This window comes from Kitasatospora sp. NPDC056446, assembly GCF_042796115.1.
Lineage (GTDB): Bacteria > Actinomycetota > Actinomycetes > Streptomycetales > Streptomycetaceae > Kitasatospora.
Genome location: NZ_JBHTRF010000051.1, coordinates 41,092 through 61,642 on the forward strand (window position 1 = coordinate 41,092; position 20,551 = coordinate 61,642).

13 protein-coding genes and 1 pseudogene are annotated in these 20,551 nt (G+C 74.9%); 7 read left to right on the plus strand and 7 right to left on the minus strand.

Annotation, left to right across the window (positions count from 1 at the left end):
- Window positions 1-11: 11 nt before the first annotated feature.
- Entirely contained in the window at window positions 12-2,525 is a 2,514-nt protein-coding gene (locus ACFQ6N_RS27370; RefSeq protein WP_380654312.1) for a molybdopterin cofactor-binding domain-containing protein, read from the minus strand.
- 466 nt (window positions 2,526-2,991) lie between these two features.
- Here ACFQ6N_RS27370 and ACFQ6N_RS27375 point away from each other — a divergent pair, with 466 nt between their 5' ends.
- The 4 genes from ACFQ6N_RS27375 to ACFQ6N_RS27390 all read left to right on the plus strand — a co-directional run bounded on the left by ACFQ6N_RS27375 (window position 2,992) and on the right by ACFQ6N_RS27390 (window position 7,501).
- On the plus strand, window positions 2,992-4,257 hold the full coding sequence (locus tag ACFQ6N_RS27375; RefSeq protein ID WP_380654314.1) for an MFS transporter: 1,266 nt from the start codon (window positions 2,992-2,994) through the stop codon (window positions 4,255-4,257).
- 115 nt (window positions 4,258-4,372) lie between these two features.
- Window positions 4,373-5,125 carry a Mut7-C RNAse domain-containing protein gene (locus ACFQ6N_RS27380; RefSeq protein ID WP_380654316.1) on the plus strand — a complete coding sequence of 251 codons (753 nt, stop codon included), beginning with the start codon at window positions 4,373-4,375 and terminating at the stop codon, window positions 5,123-5,125.
- A gap of 94 nt (window positions 5,126-5,219) precedes the next feature.
- Window positions 5,220-5,645: a cupin domain-containing protein gene (locus ACFQ6N_RS27385; RefSeq protein ID WP_380654318.1), complete on the plus strand. Its 426-nt coding sequence runs from the start codon at window positions 5,220-5,222 to the stop codon at window positions 5,643-5,645.
- Window positions 5,642-7,501 carry a CocE/NonD family hydrolase gene (locus ACFQ6N_RS27390; RefSeq protein ID WP_380654320.1) on the plus strand — a complete coding sequence of 620 codons (1,860 nt, stop codon included), beginning with the start codon at window positions 5,642-5,644 and terminating at the stop codon, window positions 7,499-7,501. Before ACFQ6N_RS27385 ends, ACFQ6N_RS27390 begins: the two co-directional genes overlap by 4 nt.
- 54 nt (window positions 7,502-7,555) lie before the next feature.
- Here the strand turns inward: ACFQ6N_RS27390 and ACFQ6N_RS27395 are convergent, their stop codons facing one another.
- Together ACFQ6N_RS27395 and ACFQ6N_RS27400 are read right to left on the minus strand one after the other, a co-directional pair.
- Window positions 7,556-8,632, minus strand: a complete 1,077-nt coding sequence (locus ACFQ6N_RS27395; RefSeq protein WP_380654322.1) for a restriction endonuclease — start codon at window positions 8,630-8,632, stop codon at window positions 7,556-7,558.
- A gap of 204 nt (window positions 8,633-8,836) precedes the next feature.
- Window positions 8,837-10,114, minus strand: a complete 1,278-nt coding sequence (locus tag ACFQ6N_RS27400; RefSeq protein ID WP_380654324.1) for a pyroglutamyl peptidase — start codon at window positions 10,112-10,114, stop codon at window positions 8,837-8,839.
- A 169-nt stretch (window positions 10,115-10,283) separates the two neighbouring features.
- On the opposite strand from ACFQ6N_RS27400, the pseudogene ACFQ6N_RS27405 reads away from it, so the two are divergent.
- Window positions 10,284-10,832 (plus strand): annotated as a pseudogene (locus tag ACFQ6N_RS27405) (TerD family protein); the annotation flags it as partial.
- A 717-nt stretch (window positions 10,833-11,549) separates the two neighbouring features.
- Here the strand turns inward: ACFQ6N_RS27405 and ACFQ6N_RS27410 are convergent.
- Window positions 11,550-12,221, minus strand: coding sequence for a TetR/AcrR family transcriptional regulator (locus ACFQ6N_RS27410; protein WP_380654326.1), 672 nt, complete (start codon window positions 12,219-12,221; stop codon window positions 11,550-11,552).
- 117 nt (window positions 12,222-12,338) lie between these two features.
- On the opposite strand from ACFQ6N_RS27410, the gene ACFQ6N_RS27415 reads away from it, so the two are divergent.
- Window positions 12,339-13,376, plus strand: coding sequence for an aldo/keto reductase (locus ACFQ6N_RS27415; RefSeq protein WP_380654344.1), 1,038 nt, complete (start codon window positions 12,339-12,341; stop codon window positions 13,374-13,376).
- 50 nt (window positions 13,377-13,426) lie between these two features.
- Here the strand turns inward: ACFQ6N_RS27415 and ACFQ6N_RS27420 are convergent, their stop codons facing one another.
- The 3 genes from ACFQ6N_RS27420 to ACFQ6N_RS27430 form a co-directional block, all read right to left on the minus strand.
- The gene (locus ACFQ6N_RS27420; RefSeq protein WP_380654328.1) at window positions 13,427-14,848 is read right to left on the minus strand and encodes a GIY-YIG nuclease family protein; all 1,422 of its coding nucleotides are present in this window, start codon (window positions 14,846-14,848) and stop codon (window positions 13,427-13,429) included.
- Between the two features lie 213 nt (window positions 14,849-15,061).
- The gene (locus ACFQ6N_RS27425; RefSeq protein ID WP_380654330.1) at window positions 15,062-15,721 is read right to left on the minus strand and encodes a hypothetical protein; all 660 of its coding nucleotides are present in this window, start codon (window positions 15,719-15,721) and stop codon (window positions 15,062-15,064) included.
- Window positions 15,718-17,043 carry a 2-isopropylmalate synthase gene (locus tag ACFQ6N_RS27430; RefSeq protein ID WP_380654332.1) on the minus strand — a complete coding sequence of 442 codons (1,326 nt, stop codon included), beginning with the start codon at window positions 17,041-17,043 and terminating at the stop codon, window positions 15,718-15,720. The genes ACFQ6N_RS27425 and ACFQ6N_RS27430 overlap by 4 nt, the downstream gene beginning before the upstream one ends.
- Window positions 17,044-17,683: 640 nt before the next feature.
- Here ACFQ6N_RS27430 and ACFQ6N_RS27435 point away from each other — a divergent pair.
- Window positions 17,684-20,371, plus strand: a complete 2,688-nt coding sequence (locus ACFQ6N_RS27435; protein WP_380654334.1) for an SdrD B-like domain-containing protein — start codon at window positions 17,684-17,686, stop codon at window positions 20,369-20,371.
- Window positions 20,372-20,551: the final 180 nt, after the last annotated feature.

Here is a 20,551-nt window from a genome sequence, read left to right on the forward strand (position 1 = left end):
ATCGCGGCTGGTCAGAAGTTCACGGGGAAGGAGCGCGGGTTGGTGCCGGTCGCTCGGGCGTAGGCGTTGGCGACCGCCGCGCAGGCCGCAGGGACGCCCAACTCGCCCGCGCCGCCGGGTGATCCGCTCGGCGGCATCAGGTGGATCTCCAGCACCGGCGGGGTGTGCCGCTGCCGGGCGTAGTGGAAGTCGCCGAAACTGCCCTCCCGGAAGGCCCCGTTGTCGAGGTGGTTGCCGGCTTGCAGGATCACCGAGATGCCGTCGACCAGCGCGCCGGTCAACTGGGCTTCCAGGCCACGGGGGTTGATGATCCGGCCGACGTCGGCGGCGATCACCGCCTTGGTGACCCGGGGTTCGGCCCGGTCGGTGGCGTCCAGTTCGACCAGGTAGGCGGCGCAGCTGCCGTTCTCGTCGTGGTAGCCGATCCCCTGGGCCTGGCCGGCGGGCATCGGGCGCCCCCAGTTCCCCTTGGTGGCAACGGTGTTCAGGACGGCCTGGCCGGCGGCGCTGCGCAGCCGGGCCTGCCGGAAGGCGACCTCGTCCCGGCCCATCCGGCGGGCCAGTTCGTCCATCACGATCTCGTCGCAGACCCGGACGGTGCCGGAGAAGACCGAGCGCCAGCTGCCGGTGGGCAGCTCCAGCGGTACCTCGGTGAGCTGTTGGGCGGGCAGGCCGACGTTGTACGGGATCTTCTCGGTGAGCAGGAAGAACAGCTCGGAGGCGGTGAGTCCGGCCAGTGGGAGGTTGTAGCCGGCGGCGGTGAACGCGTCGCCGAGGCCGTGGCCGAGGTCGGTCCGGACGCCGGCGACGCGGTGCTCCCAGCTGAGGACGCGGTCGACGCCGTAGGTGGCCCGGACCCGGTGGTGGGAGGCCGGTCGCACCCGGCCGTGGCGCATGTCGTCGTTGCGCGTCCACATGAGGGTGACCGGGCGGCCGGCGGCCTTGGAGATCCGGGCGGCCTCCAGGGCGGCGTCGGAGAACAGCCGGCGGCCGAAGGAGCCGCCGCCGCGCACCACGTGGACGGTGACGGCGTTCTGCGGCAGGCCGAGTTCGGCCGCGACGACCTGCTGGGCGAGGATCGGGCTCTGCGCGGCGAACCACAGCTCGGCCCGGTTGGGCCGGACGTCGGCGACGGCGGTGAGCACCTCCATCGGGGCGTGGTTGACGAAGGCGAAGTCGAACTCGGCGTCCAGGTGCTGCGTGAACAGCGGCGGGGGGAGGAACGGCGCGTGCGCGGCGCGCAGCCGGGCCCGGACGTCGCTGTCGGACAGGCCCGCGACCGGGCCCGGGTTCCAGGTGGTGCGCAGCGCGTCGCGGGCCTTGAGCGCCTGGTCGAAGGTCTCGGCGAGGACGGCGACGCCGCTGGGGATCCGGACCACGCCGAGCACGCCGGGCATCGCGCGGGCGGCGGTGGCGTCCAGGGACTTGAGGGTGCCGTTGACGGTGGTGGGGCGGGCGACCACGGTGGGCACGGCGCCCGGGATCCGGAGGTCGCCGGCGTACTGGGCGCGGCCGGTGACGATGTCGCGGGCGTCGATCCGGCCGGTCGGGCGGCCGACCAGGCGCAGCCGGGCGGGGTCCTTGGGGACGACGGGGATGGCGGGCGCGGTGACGGTGGCGGCCTCGGCGGCGAGTTCGCCGTAGCCGAGCCGGCGGCCGTCGGGGGCGAGGACGGCGGAGTCGGCGGTGCGCAGCGAGGACGCGGGAACGTTCCAGCGCCTGGCGGCGGCGGTCACCAGCCGGGCCCGGGCGGCGGCGGCCGCGCCGCGTACCGGGTCGTACAGCGAGCGGATGGAGTTGGAGCCGCCGGTCAGCTGGTTGAAGACGAGTTCGGGGCGGCTCTCGGAGAGCGGGACGTCCACGTCGGCGAGCCGGGCGTCGAGCTCGTCGGCGACCAGCATGGCGATCGCGGTGGTCAGGCCCTGGCCGACCTCCAGCCGGGGCAGGTGGAGGGCGGCGCGTCCGGCGGGGGTGATCTCCAGGACCAGCAGGTGGGAGGTCGGCCGCGCGGCGAGGATCATCGCGTCGCCGAGGTCGGCGATGTCGGGGATGCCGGGCAGGCCGAGCAGCTGCGGGGGCAGGGAGCCGCCCCGGGCGGACGCGGCCGTCGACGCGGCGGCCGCGGCGGCGCGGGCGGCGGCCGGTCCGGGGCCCGGGGTGGCGGCGCGGGCCGCGGCGGTGTCGAGGCCGAGGCGGGCGGCGACGGTGAGGGTGGGGGCGGCCAGCAGGTAGGTGAGGAAGCGCCGGCGAGCGGTGGGCCCGGAGTCGGACGCCTCGTCAGGATGGCGGGTGGTGGCCGGGTTGACGGGGTGCTCCGGGTGGTCCGCGCGCTCGGGGTGCGTGGGGGGCTTCAGGTGCTCCGCGTGCTCCGGGTGCTCCGCGCGCTCGGGGTGCTCGGCCGCGCCGCCGGGGGTGTGGTGCGGGTGCCCGGCGCCGCCCGGGCGGCCGGTGGAGTCCGAGGGCGCGATGGAGGTGCTGATGGGAGGAACCCTTCGAGCCGAGGCGGCGCCGGATCGGGTGGGCACGGCGGCCCCGGCCCCGGTGCCGGATCGCGAACGCCGTTGAGCATAAAAGGGCTCTACTGACGGGTCAACACGGTCAAAGTTGGCCCCCGGATTGGCTGATCGGGCTTTTGCAGCGATTGGCGGGCGCGGATTCGGAGCGGGTACGGACGGCACTGCGGAGGCCCGGGAAATCCCCGGGTGGGGTGCTCCCAAAGCATCCTGAGAGCCCAACGAGCCGTTGTCGTACGCGGGTTCAGCGCTCGGTCGGCGGTGCGGCGACGGCCGAAAGTGGCCCAAGGAATTCCTTGATCACTGGATCTGTCGGATGGGCCAGTTCTTGCCTAGGGTAGGGGCCGAACCGTCGCCGACGGTTGTGAACTCCCGGCCCGCGCGCCGCCCGTCCGTGGGTCGGTGCTGTCGCCCGTCCGTGGGTTCACGACCGGCCGTCAGGGGAGCGGTGACGGTCCGTGACCCGTGGAGGAGAGCAGTGCCGAACGACCGAGCCGCCCGGTGGGCGAGCCTCCCGCCCGCAGGCCCCCAGCGGACCCTGGCCGCCGCCCAGTTGGCGGGCGCGGTGGGCGACGGCGCGTACTACACCTGCTCCGCGCTCTACTTCACCCGCGTCGTCGGGATGTCGCCGGCCGCCCTCGGCCTCGGCCTCGCCGTCGCCTGGGCGCTCGGCTCTATCGCCGGCGTCCCGCTCGGCCACCTCGCCGACCGGCGCGGCCCGCGCCGCACCGCGGTGGCGCTCGCGCTGGCCGCCGCGGCCGTGGTCGCCGCCTTCCTGGTGATCCGCTCCTACCCGCTGTTCATGCTCGCCGTCTGCCTCTACGCCACCGCCCAGTCCGGGCTGACGGCCGCCCGCCAGGCGCTGGTGGCCGGACTGGTGCCGCCCGCGGAGCGGACCGGGCTGCTCGCCCACCTCCAGTCGACCCTGAACGGGGGACTGGCCGTCGGCGCCGCCATCGGCGGCATCGCGCTGAGCGTCGGCACCCGGGAGGCCTACCTGGGCGCCTTCGTCGTCACCACGATCGGCCTGCTGGCCGGCGCCCTGGTGCTCCGCCGGCTGCCCGAAGTCCCCGCCCCGACCGGGGAGTCCGGCAGCGGCTCCCGGCTGGCCGTGCTGCGCGACCGGCGGTACGCCGCCGTCACCCTGGTCAACGCCGTGCTGCTGCTGCGGATGCCGCTGCTCAGCCTGATCATCCCGCTCTGGATCGCCCAGCGCGCCCCCGGCATCGGCTGGCTCGGCTCGGCGCTGTTCGTGCTCAACACCGTGGCGGTGCTCGCCTTCCAGGTCCGGGCGGCGCGCGACGTCACCGGGCTGGACTCGGCGGCGCGGGCGGTCCGCTCGGCCGGGGTGCTGCTGCTCGGCTCCTGCGCCGTCTTCGGGCTGTCCGCGCTGGACGTGCCGGTCTGGGCCGTCGGCGCGCTGCTGGTCGCGGCCTCGGCGCTCCAGGTGGCCGGTGAGATGCGGCAGTCGGCCGGCTCCTGGCAGATCGGCTTCGACCTCGCGCCGCCGGAGCGGATCGGCCAGTACCAGGGCTTCTTCGGCACCGGCGTCGCCGTCGCCCGCACCCTCGGGCCGCTGCTGCTCACCACACTGCTGCTGGACGGCGGCCTGGCGGGCTGGCTGGTCCTGGGCGGGGTGTTCCTGGTGGCCGGGTACGCGATGGGGCCGGTCTCCCGCTGGGCGGCCCGGGACCGCGGCCACGCGGCGGCACCGTCCGCGCCGGTGGCCGCCGGGACCCGGTAGCACCGGCGTCCTCCGGGCCGGGACCGCCGCCGGGACATCGTGGCACCGGCGCCCCGGCCCGGGACCCGCCGGAAACCGCTGGCATCCGCCCGCCGACCGCTGGCATGCTGGCCGCGTGGACCGACCCCAGATCTGGCTCGACTTCGCCCCGGAGCTGCACCTCTTCGTCTCCGCGCCCCGCCGGGCCGGCCGCAGCACGCTGCGCACCGACGGCGCCGCCACCCTCGGCCACGTGGTCGAGTCGCTGGGCGTCCCACTCACCGAGGTCGGCGCCCTACTGGTGGACGGCCGGGCCGTGCCCGAAGCGCACGTCCCCGCCGACGGCGAGCACGTCGCCGTCCGGGCCGTGACCAGGCCGCAGCCCTCACCCGGCCCGCCGCGCTTCCTGCTGGACGTCCACCTCGGCACCCTCACCCGCCGGCTGCGCCTGCTCGGCGTGGACGCCGCGTACGAGAACCCCGACATCGGCGACGCCGCGCTGGCCGCCCGCTCAGCCGCCGAGCAGCGGATCATGCTCTCGCGCGACCGAGGCCTGCTGCGCCGCCGCGAGCTGTGGGCCGGCGCCTACGTCTACAGCCACCGCCCCGCCGAGCAACTGCGCGACGTGCTCTCCCGCTTCGCGCCGCCGCTGGTCCCCTGGAGCCGCTGCACCACCTGCAACGGCACCCTGCACGCCGCCACCAAGACCTCGGTGCGCGAACAGCTGCGGGACGGCACCGAGCGCTCCTACGACGCCTTCGCCCAGTGCGCGGACTGCGGCCAGGCCTATTGGCGCGGCGCCCACCACGCCCGGCTGGAGTCCATCGTCACCGAGGCCGTCCGCGACTTCGGGGAAGGCCGGGGCCGTCTCGGGGTCGTCTCCGGGTAGCGGCCCCTGGCGGACGGCCGGGTAGCCGTGGTCCCATCGGCGGTGGGGGACGGGACCACGCTACTCGCTCGCACGAGAGAGGCCAGGTCGTCGGATGAACGATCAGACGGGGCAGCAGCCCTTCGACACCGCGCACCCCGGGGACACCCCCGCGGTGACCGCCCCGGACGGGGCCACGGTGTACCCACTGCTCGTCCTGGAGGGGCGGGGGAGCCTCGCGGTGTTCACGCTCGATCCCGGACAGGTGACCCACGCGGTGTCGCACGCCACCGTCCAGGAGCTGTGGCACGTCGCCGCGGGCAGCGGCGAACTGTGGCGCCGCCAGGACGGACGGGAGGAGACCGTACGGCTCACGCCCGGCACCGCCGTGTCGGTGCCGCTGGGCACCGCCTTCCAGTTCCGGGCCGACGAGGACTCCGACGGGCCGCTGAGCATCACGGCCGTCACCATGCCGCCCTGGCCCGGGACGGACGGCGAGGCGCGCCCCGAGCAGGGCCCCTGGAAGGCCACCGCCCGATGAGGCGGGGAGCGCTGCGCCGCCCGCTGGCGGCGCTGGTCGCGGCCGCGGCGGTGCTCGGGCTCGCGGTCGCCCCGGCGGCCGCCGCGCCCGGGCCGGCCGAACCGCAGCTGCGGTCGCGCTACGTCACCATGCCGGACGGCGTGCGCCTCGCCGTCGACGTCTACCTGCCCGAAGGCACCCGGGCCGGCGCCGCCCTGCCCACCGTGCTGGTCACCCAGCGCTACTGGCGAGGCACGGTCCGGCCCGGCCAGCCCGGCGGCAGCAACGGCGAGGCCGAGAAGTGGACCGCCCGCGGCTACGCCTACGTCGTCGCCGACCTGCGCGGCACCGGCGCCTCCTTCGGCACCCTGACCTCCGAGCTCGGCGCCGACCTGGTCGCCGACAGCGGCCCGCTCAGCGACTGGATCGCCGCCCAGCCGTGGTCCAACGGCCGGGTCGGCACCACCGGTGTCTCCTACGGCGGCGACACCGCGATCCTCGCCACCGCCCTGGGCGACCACCACATCACCGCCGCCGCCCCGATCTCCTACGACTTCGACCCGTACGAGGACCTGGTGCGCCCCGGCGGCGCGCTCATCGAACCCCGGCTCGCCCCGTACGCCCTGCTGCTGCGCATCCTCGACCGGACCGGCGGCACCACCTGCGCGACGGACGAGCAGACCAGGCAGCTCTGCGACCTCACCGGCCTCACCGGCCTGGAACCCCGGCCGGTCGACGGCCCGGACGGACCGGCCCTGCTCGCCGCCGCCCGCGCCGAGCACGCGGGCAACGCCAACCTGGTCGAGATGGCCGAGTCCGGCGCCTACCGCGACTACCGGGACGGGCCGAAGAGCTGGACGGTCGGCAGCGTCGGCGAGAAGACCGACGCCGTCGAAGCCGGCCGGGTGCCGATCCTGACCAGGGCCGGCTGGCTCGACGCCGGCACCGCGAACGGTGTGCTCTCCCAGTTCGGCAGCCTCTCCAACACCCAGGACGACTGGATCGGCCCCTGGAACCACGGCGCCGGCTGGATCGCCGACCCGTTCCGGCCGGCCCGCCGGCTCACCGCCCAGGAACACGCCGTCCTCGACCAGCGCACCTTCGACTTCTTCGACCGCTACGTCCGCGGCACCGCCCGCCCCGACGGGCAGCGGCAGGTGCACTACTACACCTTCAACGAGGACGTCTGGCGCACCACCACCCGCTGGCCGGTGCCCGGCACCCGCACCCGGCCGTTCTACCTCGCGGCGGGCAACACGCTCGGCCCCCGGCCGGAGGACCGCCGCACCGGCTCCGACCTGCTGACCCTCGACCCGACCGCCGGCACCGGCCCGCTGGACCGCTGGAACACCAACCTCAGCGGCGCCCAGGTGAGTTACCCCGACCGGGCCGCCGTCGACGCCAAGCTGCTCGGCTACACCACCGCACCGCTGACCGCCGACACCCGGGTCACCGGCAACGGGAAGGTCACCCTCGAAGTGACCGGCCTGGCCGGCTCGGCACAGGGCGCACTGCACGCCTACCTGGAGGACGTCGCACCGGACGGCCGGGTGACCTATCTGACGGAAGGTCAACTCGCCCTGGTCGACCGGGCGGTGGCCGACCGTGACGACAATCCCGACTGGCGCCGGCTGCGCACCCCGCGCAGCTACGCGGCGGAGGACGCCGCCGACCTCCCGCAGGGGAAGGCGCAGCGCGTCACCATCGACCTCCAGCCGGTCTCGGTGCTCTTCCGGGCCGGCGACCGGATCCGGCTCACCGTGGCCGCCGCCAACCCCGACTCCTTCCAACTGCTCCCGGCCGACGGGCGGGCGAGCTACCGGATCGGGTGGGGCGGGGACCGCGCGTCGGTCCTGGAACTGCCGGTGGTGCGCTGAGGCCTGACGCACCGGGCCCCCGGCCGGGGTACTCCGCGGCCGGGGGCCTGTCGGCTAGGCCTCCTCGACCTCCAGGCCGTACGCGACGACGGCCTGGCGCAGCCCGCCGGGGTAGCCGGCCAGGGCCGGGGTGAACTCCCAGTCCCCGGAGGCGGCGCGGTCGAAACGGCCGAGCCGCATGGCCGTGTTGGTCTCGGCGCCGTCCGCCAGGTGCACGACGGCGGCCTCCTGGTCCTCGCCGGCCTCCAGGATCAGCGCCGGTCCTGCGAACCCGGCCATGGTGGCGTCCGGGTGGTTCTCGGTGTCGGCCGCGGCGATGACGACCAGCCGGTCGACATCGGCGGGCAGCGCCTCGAAGTCGACCATCAGACAGGCGTTGGCGTCGCCGTAGCCGGTCACCAGCCGAACGGAACCGTCGGGCGTCGAACCGTTGTTGTAGAACACCAGGTGGTCGTCCGAGACCGCGACGTTCCCCCGGCAGACCAGGGCGGCGATGTCGTACTCCTCCTCCCCGGTCCAGTGCAGCAGCAGCCGGGACGGCTCGGGGGCGACCTCGATCGCGGGCAGCGCGTCCAGGCCGGAGGCCCCGGCGGCGGCGTCCCCGTCGGCGTCCGCGAACACCTCGTGGAAGCCGTGGTGCTTGAGCAGTCCGACCAGCTCGGCGCCGTTGATCAGGGTCACCGCCTTGCCGGTGACGAACTGGTGCGAACTCGGCCCGAACCTGCTGGTCGTGACGAGGACGGCCTTCGTCGCGGCCTCGTCGGCCCGCAGCGTCCCGTACAGGTCCCGCACGGCGGAGGGCGGCACCGTGTCCCGGTACCGCTTCACCTGGACGACGACGTTCCCGCCGCGGAACGGGTCGCTGTCGATCCCCCGGACGTCCACCCCGCCGTCGCGGGAACGGGCGGTGAGCTCGACCTTCAGGCCCATCGCCTCCATCAGGCGGGCGACGAGCTGCTCGAACTCGATCGGGTCCATCGCCAGGAGGAGTTGGAGCTCGCGGACGCGCCTGGACATCCGGCCGCGGTCGGCGGTGGTGTCGTCGCGCAGATGGCGGAACAGCACGCGTTGGGCGCGGCGTTCGTCGGTGTCGGGGTTGCCGAGGCGATGGAGCTTCCGGCTCCGGGACATGGGTGTGCCCCCCTTGCAGATGACGAGTGTTGCAGGCGTCACCGTAGGGGAATCGTGGGCGAAGCACCGCCCTGCCGGTGCTTCCGCCGCACAATCGAGACCTGGAGGCGGCGCGGGCGGCCGCCGACCGCCCACCTCGGCCGACGACCGCTCCGGGAGCCCCGGGCTCCCGCCCCGCTCCGCCGTGGCGGCCGCGGCGGCCGCTCAGAGTCGGGCGCTGCTCAGGATGGCGCGGACCTGGTCGCCGATCGCGGCCTCGTTCTGCTCGAACTCCGGTGCGGTCAGCCGGTCCTGGTCGGCGGGGAGGCCGGTGAGGACCGGGGTGTGCAGGTGGCCGCCGGGAAGGTCGGGGGCGAGGTCGAGGCGCAGCCGGTTGGAGCGGTAGGCGACCTCGTTGGAGAGGTACCCGCCGCCGCCTCCGGCGACCGCGCGCGAGCCGGGGGTGGGCCCGTCGGCGCGGACGACGGGGTCGGTGGCACCTGCGGGGATCTCGGTCACGGGGGTGTTGAGCAGCACCGGGTAGGGCTGCTGGACGGCCGTCATGGCGTCGGTGGGCAGGGTGGTGCGGATGAACTGGGGGCCGTCGGCCAGGCCCGGGGCGTCGACCGGGTGCCGGGTCGTCCCGCCGGAGAGCACGCCGACGTTGTCGGTGGCCGGGTCGGCGGAGCGGGCCCGGCCGGCCCAGGCCTCCAGGGTGAACTTGCCGGGGTAGCCCTGGCTGATGCTGGTGATCAGGTCGGCGGACTGCGGGCCGGGCAGCAGGTGCGGGCCGAAGGCGCGTTCCACGATGCCGTCGGTGAAGTCGGCGTAGCGCACCGGCAGCACGACGGCCCGCACCTCGGCGGTGCTGCCGTCGGCGAGGGTGATCCGCCGTCCGTCGAGCCGCAGGACGGCCGAGCCGGACGGGTTGGCGCGGCGCGGTTCGGTGTCCAGGCCGTACGGGTCGAAGCCGCTGACGAAGATCCGGCGGAGGCCGGGCGCGGCGCTGAAGCCGCCGTCCAGTCCGCGCGAGGCGTCCTCGAAGCGGGCCCGCAGGGCGGCCCGGTCGATGGTGAACCCGGGCTGCCAGCCGGCCAGTCGGACGGTCATGGCGAGCCTGGTCCAGTACAGCGGGCGGTCGTCGAGGGCGGGCAGTTCGCCGCTCGGCCGCCGGCCCTGGGCGCGGTCCACGCCGGCCTGCCAGAGGGCCCGGCCCCAGGCGTCCACCACCTGCTCGGCGCGGTGGGCGTTCCGGGCGGAGCACAGGGCGGCGGGGAAGCCCCGGAGCAGGTCGCGCAGGCCGGAGCGCTCGGTGAACGCGGCCGTGCGGGCGTCCTGGAGGCGGGCCTGTTCGGTGTCCGGTGCCACCGCGGCGGTGGTGCGGCAGCCGGCCGGACCGGTCTGGGCGGCTTGGGCGGCCTGGGCGGCCGTCGGGGCCAGCAGGGCGGCGAGCGTTCCGGTGACGGCGGCGGCCAGTGCGGCGGCCCGGCGAATGGATGTCATGTCACCTGACAATAGATCCGGTCCTGACGTCCCGCCAGGGCGCCGCCGGGGCCTCGGCCGGCCGATCCGGTCCTGACGCGATCTTGCCGGTGGGACCGGGAACCGGGGTGACCTCTACAGCGTTGTCGTATTCGAACAGCGGTACTCGTACGGTCGTGGAGGAAGTCCCATGAGTGTGGCCCTGACGAAGGGCGGCAACGTCTCCCTGGGCAAGCAGGCCCCCGGGCTGAAGGTGGTCCGGGTCGGCCTCGGCTGGACGGCCGGGTCCGGCTGCGACCTGGACGCCAGCGCGTTGCTGTGCGGGGCGGACGGGAAGGTCGGCTCGGACCAGAACTTCGTCTTCTTCAACAACCTGCGGAGCCCGGACGGCTCGGTCCGGCACCAGGGCGCCGCGGGCGGCGGGGCCGACCGCGAGCAGATCGAGGTCCGGCTCGCGGAGGTCTCCGGCACCGTCGAGAAGATCGTCTTCGCGGTGGCGATCTACGACGCGGCGCAGCGGCGCCAGACCTTCGGCCAGGTCCGTGGCGCCTCCATCAGGCTCACCGACCCGGACGGCGGCGCCGAGGTGGCCCGCTACGACCTGGCGCCCGAGGGCAGCGAGACGGCGATGGTGTTCGGCGAGCTGTACCGGCACGGCGCGGACTGGAAGTTCCGGGCGGTCGGGCAGGGGTACGCCGCCGGGCTCGCGGGCATCGCGGCGGACTTCGGCGTGGACGTCCTGCAGCCCGCCCCGGCGGCGCCCGCGCCCGCCCCGGCCCCCGCGCCCGCCCCCGCTCCGCTCAAGCCGGCCGTGCCGCCGGCCCCCGTGACGGCACCCGCCGTACCGCAGATCCAGCCGGTGACAGGGAGTTCCCCCGTGACGTGTTTCTTCGACCCCTCGCACGGCGCCGGGACCACGGCGGTGCTGTGGTCGCCCCAGTGGGGCGTGCCGCGCCAGATCGAGACCTGCGCGGCCTGTGCCCAGCGGGTGCAGACCACCGCACCGCCGTTCTACACCCCGCAGCAGGGCTACCCGCAGCCGGTCCCGCAGCAGGGCTACCCGCAACAGGCGTACCAGCAGCAGGGCTACCCGCAGGCGCCCGGCCAGCAGGCCCAGGGCGGCGGGCGCCGCTTCGGCACCGGTGCCCTGATCGGCGCGGGCGCGGCCGGCCTGGTCGGCGGCGCGCTGCTGAACGAGGCGTTCGACGACGGGCCCGAGGTGGTCGTCAACAACTACTACGAGGACGATGGCATGTTCTGACGGACCGGGAGACCGGACGAGGACCGACCGGCCGGGGGTTCCCCCCTCGGACCGACGGCCGCACAACGCGCTTGCGCTGTGCGGCCGTTCGCATGTCCGGGCGGTTCGCGTGTCCGCTGGTCGGCCGTCCGCTCGGCGCGGGTCTCCGGGTCTCCGGGTCTCCAGGCTTCCGGATGTCCGGCCGTCCGCGTCTGCTCAGCCGTCCTGGCGCCCGCGTCGGTACGCCCCGGCGCGGGCGGCGGCCTCGGCGGCGGCGGCCGCCCGGTCGGCGGCGTCCTCGTCCAGCGGTTCGGCGGTGGTCAGCATCCGGTAGTAGAGCGGCGCGGAGACGGCCCGGACCACCTCGGACGCGTCGGTGTCCGGGGGGAGTTCGCCGCGCTCGACGGCCTCGGTGACGCACGGCGCCCATTCCTCGACCCGGCGCCGGTAGAAGTGCCGCAGTGCCTCGGCGGCGTCCGCGTCGCAGTTCGCGGCCACGATGACGGCGCGGAAGAGCGCGCCCTGGCGGGGGTCGGCCAGGGTGCGGCGGACCAGCCGGGCGTTGGCCCGCAGGTCCTCGCCGAGGGAGCCGCTGCGGGTGCGCGGCAGGGACTGCTCGGCCATGTCCGCGAGCAGGTCGGCGACCAGGGCGGTGGTGCCGCCCCAGCGGCGGTAGACGGTGGTGCGGCCGACCCCGGCCCGCTGGGCGATGTCGCCGAGGTCGAGGCCGCTGAAGCCGTGCTCGACCAGGGCGTCCTCGGCGGCCCGCAGGACGGCGGCGCGGACCCGGGCGGTCCGGCCGCCGGGGCGGACGGTGCCGGGGGTGGACGGGTCGGCAGAGTCGGCGGGCTCGGCGGGGTCGGCGGACGTGGCGGGGTCGGCGGTCATTAACGGGATTCCTGTTCCATTAGGCGGGAGGAGTCTGTTAGGTTCAAGGCATCCTAACGGAACAGGAGTCCCATTAGGGGCTTCGAGGGGAGCACTGCCATGGCCATCGCCACCGACATGGAATACCGCCGACTGGGCGCGTCCGGACTCCAGGTCCCCGCCCTCAGCCTCGGCACCGGCACCTTCGGCGGCCGGGGCCCGCTGTTCGGCGCCTGGGGCACCACCGACGTCCAGGAGGCCCGGCGCCTGCTCGACATCGCCATCGACGCCGGGGTCACCCTCTTCGACACCGCCGACGTCTACTCCGACGGCGCCTCCGAGGAGGTGCTCGGCCAGGCGGTCCGGGGCCGCCGCGACCGGGTGCTGATCTCCACCAAGGCCGGACTGCCCACCGGCGACGGCCCGCAGGACGCCGGCACCTCCCGCGCCCGCCTCACCCGGTCCGTGGACGACGCCCTGCGCCGCCTCGGCACGGACTACCTGGACCTCTTCCAGCTGCACGCCTACGACGCGGGCACCCCGATCGAGGAGGTGCTGGCCACCCTGGAGGACCTCGTCCGGGCCGGCAAGATCCGCTACACCGGCGTCTCCAACTTCTCCGGCTGGCAGCTGATGAAGTCCCTCGCCCTCGCCGACCGGCACGGCCGCCCCCGCTACGCCGCCCACCAGGTCTACTACTCCCTGGTCGGCCGCGACTACGAGTGGGAGCTGATGCCGCTCGCCCATGAGGAGGGCGTCGGCGCCCTGGTCTGGAGCCCGCTCGGCTGGGGCCGGCTCACCGGCAGGATCCGCCGGGGGCAGCCGCTCCCGGCCGGCAGCCGGCTGCACGACACCGCCGACTACGGCCCGCCGGTGGAGGACGAGCTGCTGTACCGGGTGGTCGACGCCCTGGACGGGGTCGCCGCCGAGACCGGCCGCACCGTCCCGCAGGTCGCGATCAACTGGCTGCTGCGCCGCCCGACCGTCTCCTCGGTCATCATCGGCGCCCGCAACGAGGAGCAGCTGCGCCAGAACCTGGGCGCGGTCGGCTGGTCGCTGACGGACGAGCAGGTGGCCCGGCTGGACGCGGCGAGTGCCCGTACGGCGCCCTACCCGTACTTCCCGTACCGGCGGCAGGAGGCGTTCGCCCGGCTCAACCCGCCGCTGGCGGGCTGAGCGGGGGCTGAGCCGGGCGGGCCGGGGCGGGCGGTGCGCGGGCGCGGGTCCTACGGCCGGGCCCGCACCGCCCGGTACGCGTCCACCACCGCGAGCACCGTCGGCAGCTCCGCCAGCCCGAAGTACTCGCGCCCGCGCACCGGCGCCCTGCCCTCGGCCCGGAGCGCCTTCAGCACCGCCCGCTCCAGCTCGGGCGCGTCCTCCCCGGGGAGGTCGGACATCACCCGGAGGACCCGGGTGAACCCGGCGGCGGCATGCGTCCTGAGCCGTGGCCGGGGGTCGCCGGACGTGATGCCGAACTTGACCTGACCGGCCGCGTCGTCGGTGACCACGTAGAAGGCGTCCCAGGCGTGGCCGGCGCAGAACCGGCAGATCCCCTGCCCCTGCTGGACGCCGGCGGGGCGCACCCGGGTGACGTGGCCGTCGGCGCACTCCAGCAGGTGCGGCTCCTGGCTGCCCAGCCAGGCGCCCTCCAGGACCGTTCCGCCGAGGTCCGCCACCAGCGCCGTGAAGTTCCGCCAGGCCGTGGCCGGGTCCTTCCCGGCGCAGGCCCGGCAGAGGGTGTGGCCCTGCTGGACGTCGTTCGGGCGGGGCGAGGTCAGGTGGCCCTCCGGGCAGCGGACCAGGTGGGGGGTGTTGACGCCCTTCCAGGCCGGGTAGAGGCACGTCCCGCCGGCACCCGTGACGGCGGCCCGGAACCCCTTCTCGGCCTCGGCGGGGTCGAGCCCCGCGCAGATCCGGCAGATGCCCCTGCCCTTGCCGGCCCCGCTCGGCCAGACCCGGATCAGGTGGCCGCCCCGGCAGCGCACCCGGTGCGGCACCTCGGAGCCCTGCCAGGAGTCCTCCAGGACCTCGGCCCCCAGGGCGGCCATCCGTTCGAGGAACCCCTGCCAGGCCGTCTCCGGCGTGCCCCCGGAGCAGGTGGGACACATCCCCTGGCCGTTCTTCAGCGAGGCCGGCCTGGGGGTACAGGCATGCCCCCGGGGGCACCGGCACCGGTGCGGGGACGCCGCTCCCTGCCAGGACTCCTCCTCCAGCGTCCCGCCGAGCGCCCGGACGAGCTCCCTGAACCCGTCGAGCTGCTGCCGGGCGCGCTCCTGCTTTCCGCAGACCGAGCACATCCCCTCCCTGCTCAGCAGGTTGGCCGGTCGGACGGCGGTCTCGTGACCGGCGGAGCACCGGACGCGGTAGGCACGCTTCGTCCCGCTCCAGGCGTCGAGGAGCAGGCCGCCGGCGTCGGAGACCTTCGCCTCGAAGCGCTGCCGGATCGTGCCGGCCGCTTCGGGGCACTCCCGGCACGAGCCGGTGCCCTTCCGGAGGGAGTTCGGGACGACCGTGAAGACGTGCCGGCGCGCGCAGCGCACCCGGTGCCTGGCCTTGGAGCCGAGGTACACCGGCTCGACCACCGCCCAACCGCGAGTCGCCACCAGCCGGTTGAAGGACAGCCAGGCCTCGGCCCGGATCACCGCCATGCGCCGCACGGGGGCACCTCCGTCCGTCGGCTGGGTTCGGACCGGTGTCGGTGGTGTTCCGCGGATGCCATGGCGCGCAGTGTGGCGCACGCCACTGACAGCGGGGCGGGGCGGGGAGGAGGGGCCGCGAGGGCCCCGGCCCGGGAGATGTCCGGGCCGGGGCCGGAGCGGCTGCCGTGGAGCCGGTGGCGCACGGCAGTCCGGGGGTGGGACTCAGCTCCGGTAGGAGCGGTCCAGGTGGGCCAGGTAGTGGTCCGGGCCGGGGTGGGGGTGGTCCTGGGCACCGGGGCGGTGGAGCGCGGTGCGGCCGTCGGGGTGCAGGCGGACGGTGGTGGTGGCGCGGCGGGCGACGGCCGGGTCCGCGGCGGCGCCGCCGGGGTCGGCGAGGACCGGGGTGTCCGGGGCGAAGACGGCGGCGGCCTCGTCCGGCGTGGCCGCGGGCGGGCGGCCGGTGCGGTTGGCGCTGCTGACGTAGAGCACCGGGAAGTCGTCAAGGAGCGGCGCCAGCGGCTCCCAGCGGGCGCCGAACAGCAGGGTCCAGCCGTCCTTCGCCGCCGGGGCGAGCCACGGCGGGACGTCCCGTGGGCCGCGCAGGGGCGCGAGCAGGGTGACGCGTTCCTCGGTGAGCAGCCGGTGGGCGAACCGGAGGGCGGCCGGGCCGAGGTCGAGCAGGCCGGTCAACTCGCCGACCGTGGCGGGGTGGTGGGCCCACAGGGCGACGGCCTGGCCGGCCGGGCGCCGCTTGGCGGTGTTGACGGCGGCGGGCCGGGTGGCGGCGACCACGCAGGTGAGCGGGGCCGGGTTGGGCAGCACGACGGCGCGGCCCCGGTCGAGGGCGGTGCGGACGGTGGTGGCGTCGGTCGGGTGGCTCATGCGGGGGCCTCGGGGTCGTCCTGGGTGAGGCCGCCCAGGTAGGCGGCGAAGGCGGATTCGTCGACGACGGCGCGTCCGGTCCGGTAGGCCCGGCGTTTGATCCAGGCGGTGGCGGCCCTGGCCTGGTCGGCGTCGAGGCGGTGGCCGAGCCGGGCGGCCACCGCGCCGGCCACCCGGGTGCTCGCCAGCTGGGTGAGGACGATGCTCGGCTCGATGCCCAACAGCGCGCGCGGGTCGTACGGTTGGAACAGGTCCGGGTCGACGAAGGGCGTGCCGGTGGAGATGGTGCCGACGCCCGTGCCGACTACCGGGGTGGTCACCGTCAGTGGCACGTCGGTCTGTTCGGACACCAGGGCGGCGATGACGGGCAGCCGGGTCAGGTCGGGCGCCCGCCACCACAGTTCGGTGGCCGGGTCGGTCGCCTGATCGGTCGCCCGTCCGGCGGCCTGGCCGGATGCCCGTCCGGTGGCCCGCTCGCCGGTCGGGTCCGCAGGGCCGAGCAGCAGTGCGGCGCGCTCCGGGTCGTGGGCGAGGAGGAAGAGCAACTGCTCGGTGGCGACCAGTCCGGAGCGCTCCGCCAGGCCCAGCCAGGAGCTGGCGACCACCCGCACCCCGGCCCGGAGGGCCTGGAGGGTGTTGGCCAGACCGAGCCCGAGGTCGTTGTGGAGGTGTGAGCCGAGGACCGTCTCCGGTCCGGCCGCTGCGCCGACCCGGGTGAACATCTCCGCCGCCTCGACCGGGAGTTGGCGGCCGACGGTGTCGGCGAGGAGGACCGTGCCGGCTCCGGCGGCGGTGAACCCGGCGGCCGCCTCGGCCATCAGGAGGTGGTCGGCGCGGGAGGCGTCCGCCAGGCACAGGTCGACGGCGACCTCGTCGCCGGCGAGGTCGCGCACGGCCTTGACCAGGTCCGTTCCGGCGGCAAGCGCCGTACGGGCGTCCTGGTGCACCATCACCCGGGCCATCGCCTCGGAGGCCGGGACGACGGCCATCACCCGTGCGTGCGCGGTCCCGCGGACCGAGGCGACCGCCTGCCGGACGTCCGCCAGGGTGCCCCGGCAGACGGCCGCGACGCTCACCAGTCCCTCGGCCTCGACCGCGACCTGTCGCACCGCCTCGAACTCCTCGGCGCACACGGCGGGGAAGCCCGCGGCGAACACCACGTGGCGCGGCCCGTCCGCGCCGAACACCGCGCCGTGCTCGCGGGCGAGCCGGACCCGGAACGGGCCCGGCATCAGTGTCTTGGCCTGGGCCCCGTCCCGCGCGGACTCCTCCCAGACCACGAGCCGGCCGGCCCTCGCCGACTCCCGTACGACGTCCCCCACCGGTGAGCCTCCCCAGGCTGTCCCGCAGCTGTCCCGAACCGGCCGCCACGCACCGGATGCCGTGTTCGGCCGGATGCCGTGCTCGGCGTGCCACGAACGTGCCACGAAGGTGCCACGCCCACGGACGGAAACCCTAGCGCGACTCGAATCCGGCGAAGACGTCCGTCCGGCGCGCGGATCGGGCCATTCGGCCGGGGCGGGTTTCGGCCGCGCGGGGATGTCCGGCTGGTACGGAAGTTGCCCATGGGGAACGTGAGTTGGCGTGTGCTGTGCGCAGGGATGGAAGGAACTGTGTTCGAATGTCGGCAGGTGCATGCTGTTCTCGGGGGCGGCGGTGGCCGCCAGGCGGTGCTCCGCCGCTGCTCAACCGCCTGACGGCGGGCGCCGGGAGCGTCGGTCCGACGGCCTCGTAACGTCTGATGAACTGTCAAAGTTCCTTGTTTTCCTGCGAACTTGTGGGAGGCCGTTTTAAGCTCCCGTTAACAATGGCGGCTTTCCGCCACTCACGAACTCCCTCACGAGGTCGGGCGGCAGGCCCAACTAACCGATGAGAGCAGGGATGACGACGACAAGTGAACGAACGGCCGGTGCCGCACGCGGCCCGGACCGAGAGCGACCGGGCGGGCTCGGGCGACGCGCCATGGGCGGCGCCGCGGCGCTGGCCGTGATCGGTGCCTGCTCGTTGGCGGCGGCGCCGGCGGCGCACCCGCAGACCGGCGACGGGACGGTGACGGTCCGGGTGATCCGGGCCGTGGACACCACCGGGGTGTGGACACCCGTGCTGGAGCCGGGCATGGCGGGCGTGAAGGTGACGCTCACCGACGACTCGGGTGTCGGCATCGAGGGCACCACGGCGGCCGACGGAACGGTCACGCTGGCGCCCGCGTCGAGCAAGGCGAGCGGCGGCAAGTACCGGGTGCAGGTGGTGAATCCGAAGCCGGGCGTGCTCTTCCCGGCCTTCGCCTCCCGCCAGGGCCTGGCCGGCGCGCCGAACCAGCTCAGCAGCAACGAGGAGTTCGTCGACCTCTCCGGCGGCAAGAAGGCGGAGCTCACCACCGGGCTGTGGAGCCCGGGCGACTACTGCCAGAAGAACGCGACGCTGGTGACGACCTGCCAGCCCGCGACCCGGGAGGGCGGGGCGGCGCACACGCTGGTCTCCTTCCCGTACGGCTCCCGGGGTGTGGCCGGCACCGACGCGACCGTGACCGACCTGGCGACGGTCGCGCAGACCGGCAACGTGTACAGCATCGCCTGGAACAGGGCCGACAAGCGGATCTTCTCCGCGGCCTCGGCCAAGCGCACCACGGCGTACGGCCCCGGCGGCCCCGGCGCGATCTACGTGACCGACCCGGTGCAGAAGAAGACCACCCAGTTCGCCACCGTCCCGGACGCGGGCACCACCGCGCACGGTCCGGACAACGACGACGCCTTCCTGGTGGCGACGGGCAAGGAGAGCCTCGGCGCCATCAAGATCACCGACGACGGCAAGGACCTCTTCGTCGTCAACCTGCACGACCGCAAGCTCTACCGCTACGACGCCACCGGGCCGACCGCCGCCGCGCCCAAGGCCGCGTACGCGATCCCGGACCCGGGCTGCCCGTCGGCCGGGGACTGGCGCCCGTTCGGGCTCGGGCTGCAGGACGGCACCGGGTTCCTCGGCGGCGTCTGCTCGGCCGAGTCCACCGGCAAGCCCTCAGACCTGCGCGCCCTGGTGCTGCCGTTCGACCTGGCCACCGGAGCCTTCAAGGCACCCGTGCTGGACCAGCCGCTCGACTTCCCGCGCGGCAACACGGTCGGCACCACGTGCCCCGGCGCGGGCTGGTTCCCGTGGCAGGACACCTTCCCGGAGTCGCAGCGGGGCCACGCCTGCACCGACTACTACCTGGCCAACCCGGAACCGGAGCTGGCCGAGATCGCGTTCGAGACCGACGGCTCGATGCTGGTCGCCTTCCGGGACCGCTTCGGCGACCAGTCGGCGGCGAACCCGACGGCCGGCCAGGGAGGCAAGGTCCTGTCCGGCGGTGACCTGTACAAGGCCTGCCCGGTGAACGGCACGTACGTGCTGGACACCAACAACGGCTGCGGGGCGACGACCCGGGGCACCCGGTTCTTCGACAACTTCCGCATCGGCCACAACAACCCGGCGAACGCCGGGATGGCGTTCTCCAAGGTCGAGGACTCCATCGCGACCTCGGGCTACGACAGCAACGGCATGGCCTTCGGCTACGGCACGGCGTTCGTGAAGCGCGACGGCAAGGCCGACGGCGGGCTGCGGCTCAACCCGGTCGGACCGATCCCGCCGTTCGGCAAGGGCGCCGCGATGGGCGACCTGGAAGTCCTCTGCGACCAGGCACCGCTGCAGATCGGCAACCGGGTCTGGTACGACCCCGAGCGCAGCGGCCTCCAACTGCCGGGCCAGCGCCCGGTCCCGGGGGCCACCGTCCACCTGTACGACGAGTCGGGGAAGCTGGTCGGTACGGCGAAGACGACGGCGCGCGGCGAGTACTACTTCGACGACAGCAATGTCGAGGGCGGCCTCAAGCCGAAGACCAAGTACACGATCAAGCTGGACAATCCGGCCGACTACGCCAAGGGCGGGCCGTTGTTCCAGTGGGTGGCCACCGAGCACGACGTCGGTGACAACCATTTCGTCGACTCCAAGGGCATCGTCCCGACGGGCGGGAAGTACCCCGAACGGGCACTGACCACCGGCGGGCCCGGAGAGAACGACCACACCTACGACTTCGGGTTCCGCCAGCAGGAGGGTGTGCTGCGCCTGGTCAAGCACGACCAGGACGGCAAGCCGCTGGCGGGCGCCAAGTTCCAGCTGTGGCACGAGACGAACGGCACCGACGGGCTGCAGCCGACCGGCGACAAGCCGGACACCAAGGTCGGCGAGCCGTGCACCACCGGGGCCGACGGCATCTGCGGCGGCAGCGGGCGGGTGGGCACCTACTACTGGCAGGAGCTGAGCCCGCCCGACGGCTACTCGGCGCCGGAGGTCACGGTGTTCGGTCCGCTGGTGCTCGACGTGGACAACCTCGACGCCGGCGTCTCGGTGACGGCGGTCAACCGGCTGATCCCGACGCCGACCCCGACCCCGACGCCCACGCCGACCCCGACGCCGACCGACACGTCGGTTCCGCCGACGACGTCGACGCCGGTACCGGCGCCCCCGGCCCCGCCGGGCCCCGCGTCCGGGCAGCTGCCCAACACCGGTGCGGGAGCGGGCATCCCGCTGGCCGTGACCGGGGCGGCGGTGCTGACCGCCCTCGGCACGGCGCTGGTGGTGCTGGTCCGCAAGCGCCGGACCGCCCGGCACGGGTGATCCCGTAACCGGACCGGACCGGGCTTGACCGGGTTTGACCGGATCGGGCGGGGGCGGGGGGCCCGGGGGGCCCCCCCCCCCCCCCCGGGGGGGGCCCCCCCCCCCCCCGGGGCCCCCCCCCCCCCCCCAAAACCCCCAGAACCCCAGAACCCACAGCCGGACCACCCACAAACACCACCA

Excerpts from the sequence above, each read along its gene's own strand:
- ACFQ6N_RS27420 (WP_380654328.1), bottom strand. The coding sequence starts at position 14,848 with ATGGCGGTGATCCGGGCCGAGGCCTGGCTGTCCTTCAACCGGCTGGTG.
- ACFQ6N_RS27400 (WP_380654324.1), bottom strand. The coding sequence starts at position 10,114 with ATGACATCCATTCGCCGGGCCGCCGCACTGGCCGCCGCCGTCACCGGA.
- ACFQ6N_RS27395 (WP_380654322.1), bottom strand. The coding sequence starts at position 8,632 with ATGTCCCGGAGCCGGAAGCTCCATCGCCTCGGCAACCCCGACACCGAC.
- ACFQ6N_RS27390 (WP_380654320.1), top strand. The coding sequence starts at position 5,642 with ATGAGGCGGGGAGCGCTGCGCCGCCCGCTGGCGGCGCTGGTCGCGGCC.
- ACFQ6N_RS27385 (WP_380654318.1), top strand. The coding sequence starts at position 5,220 with ATGAACGATCAGACGGGGCAGCAGCCCTTCGACACCGCGCACCCCGGG.
- ACFQ6N_RS27435 (WP_380654334.1), top strand. The coding sequence starts at position 17,684 with ATGGGCGGCGCCGCGGCGCTGGCCGTGATCGGTGCCTGCTCGTTGGCG.
- ACFQ6N_RS27410 (WP_380654326.1), bottom strand. The coding sequence starts at position 12,221 with ATGACCGCCGACCCCGCCACGTCCGCCGACCCCGCCGAGCCCGCCGAC.
- ACFQ6N_RS27415 (WP_380654344.1), top strand. The coding sequence starts at position 12,339 with ATGGAATACCGCCGACTGGGCGCGTCCGGACTCCAGGTCCCCGCCCTC.
- ACFQ6N_RS27425 (WP_380654330.1), bottom strand. The coding sequence starts at position 15,721 with ATGAGCCACCCGACCGACGCCACCACCGTCCGCACCGCCCTCGACCGG.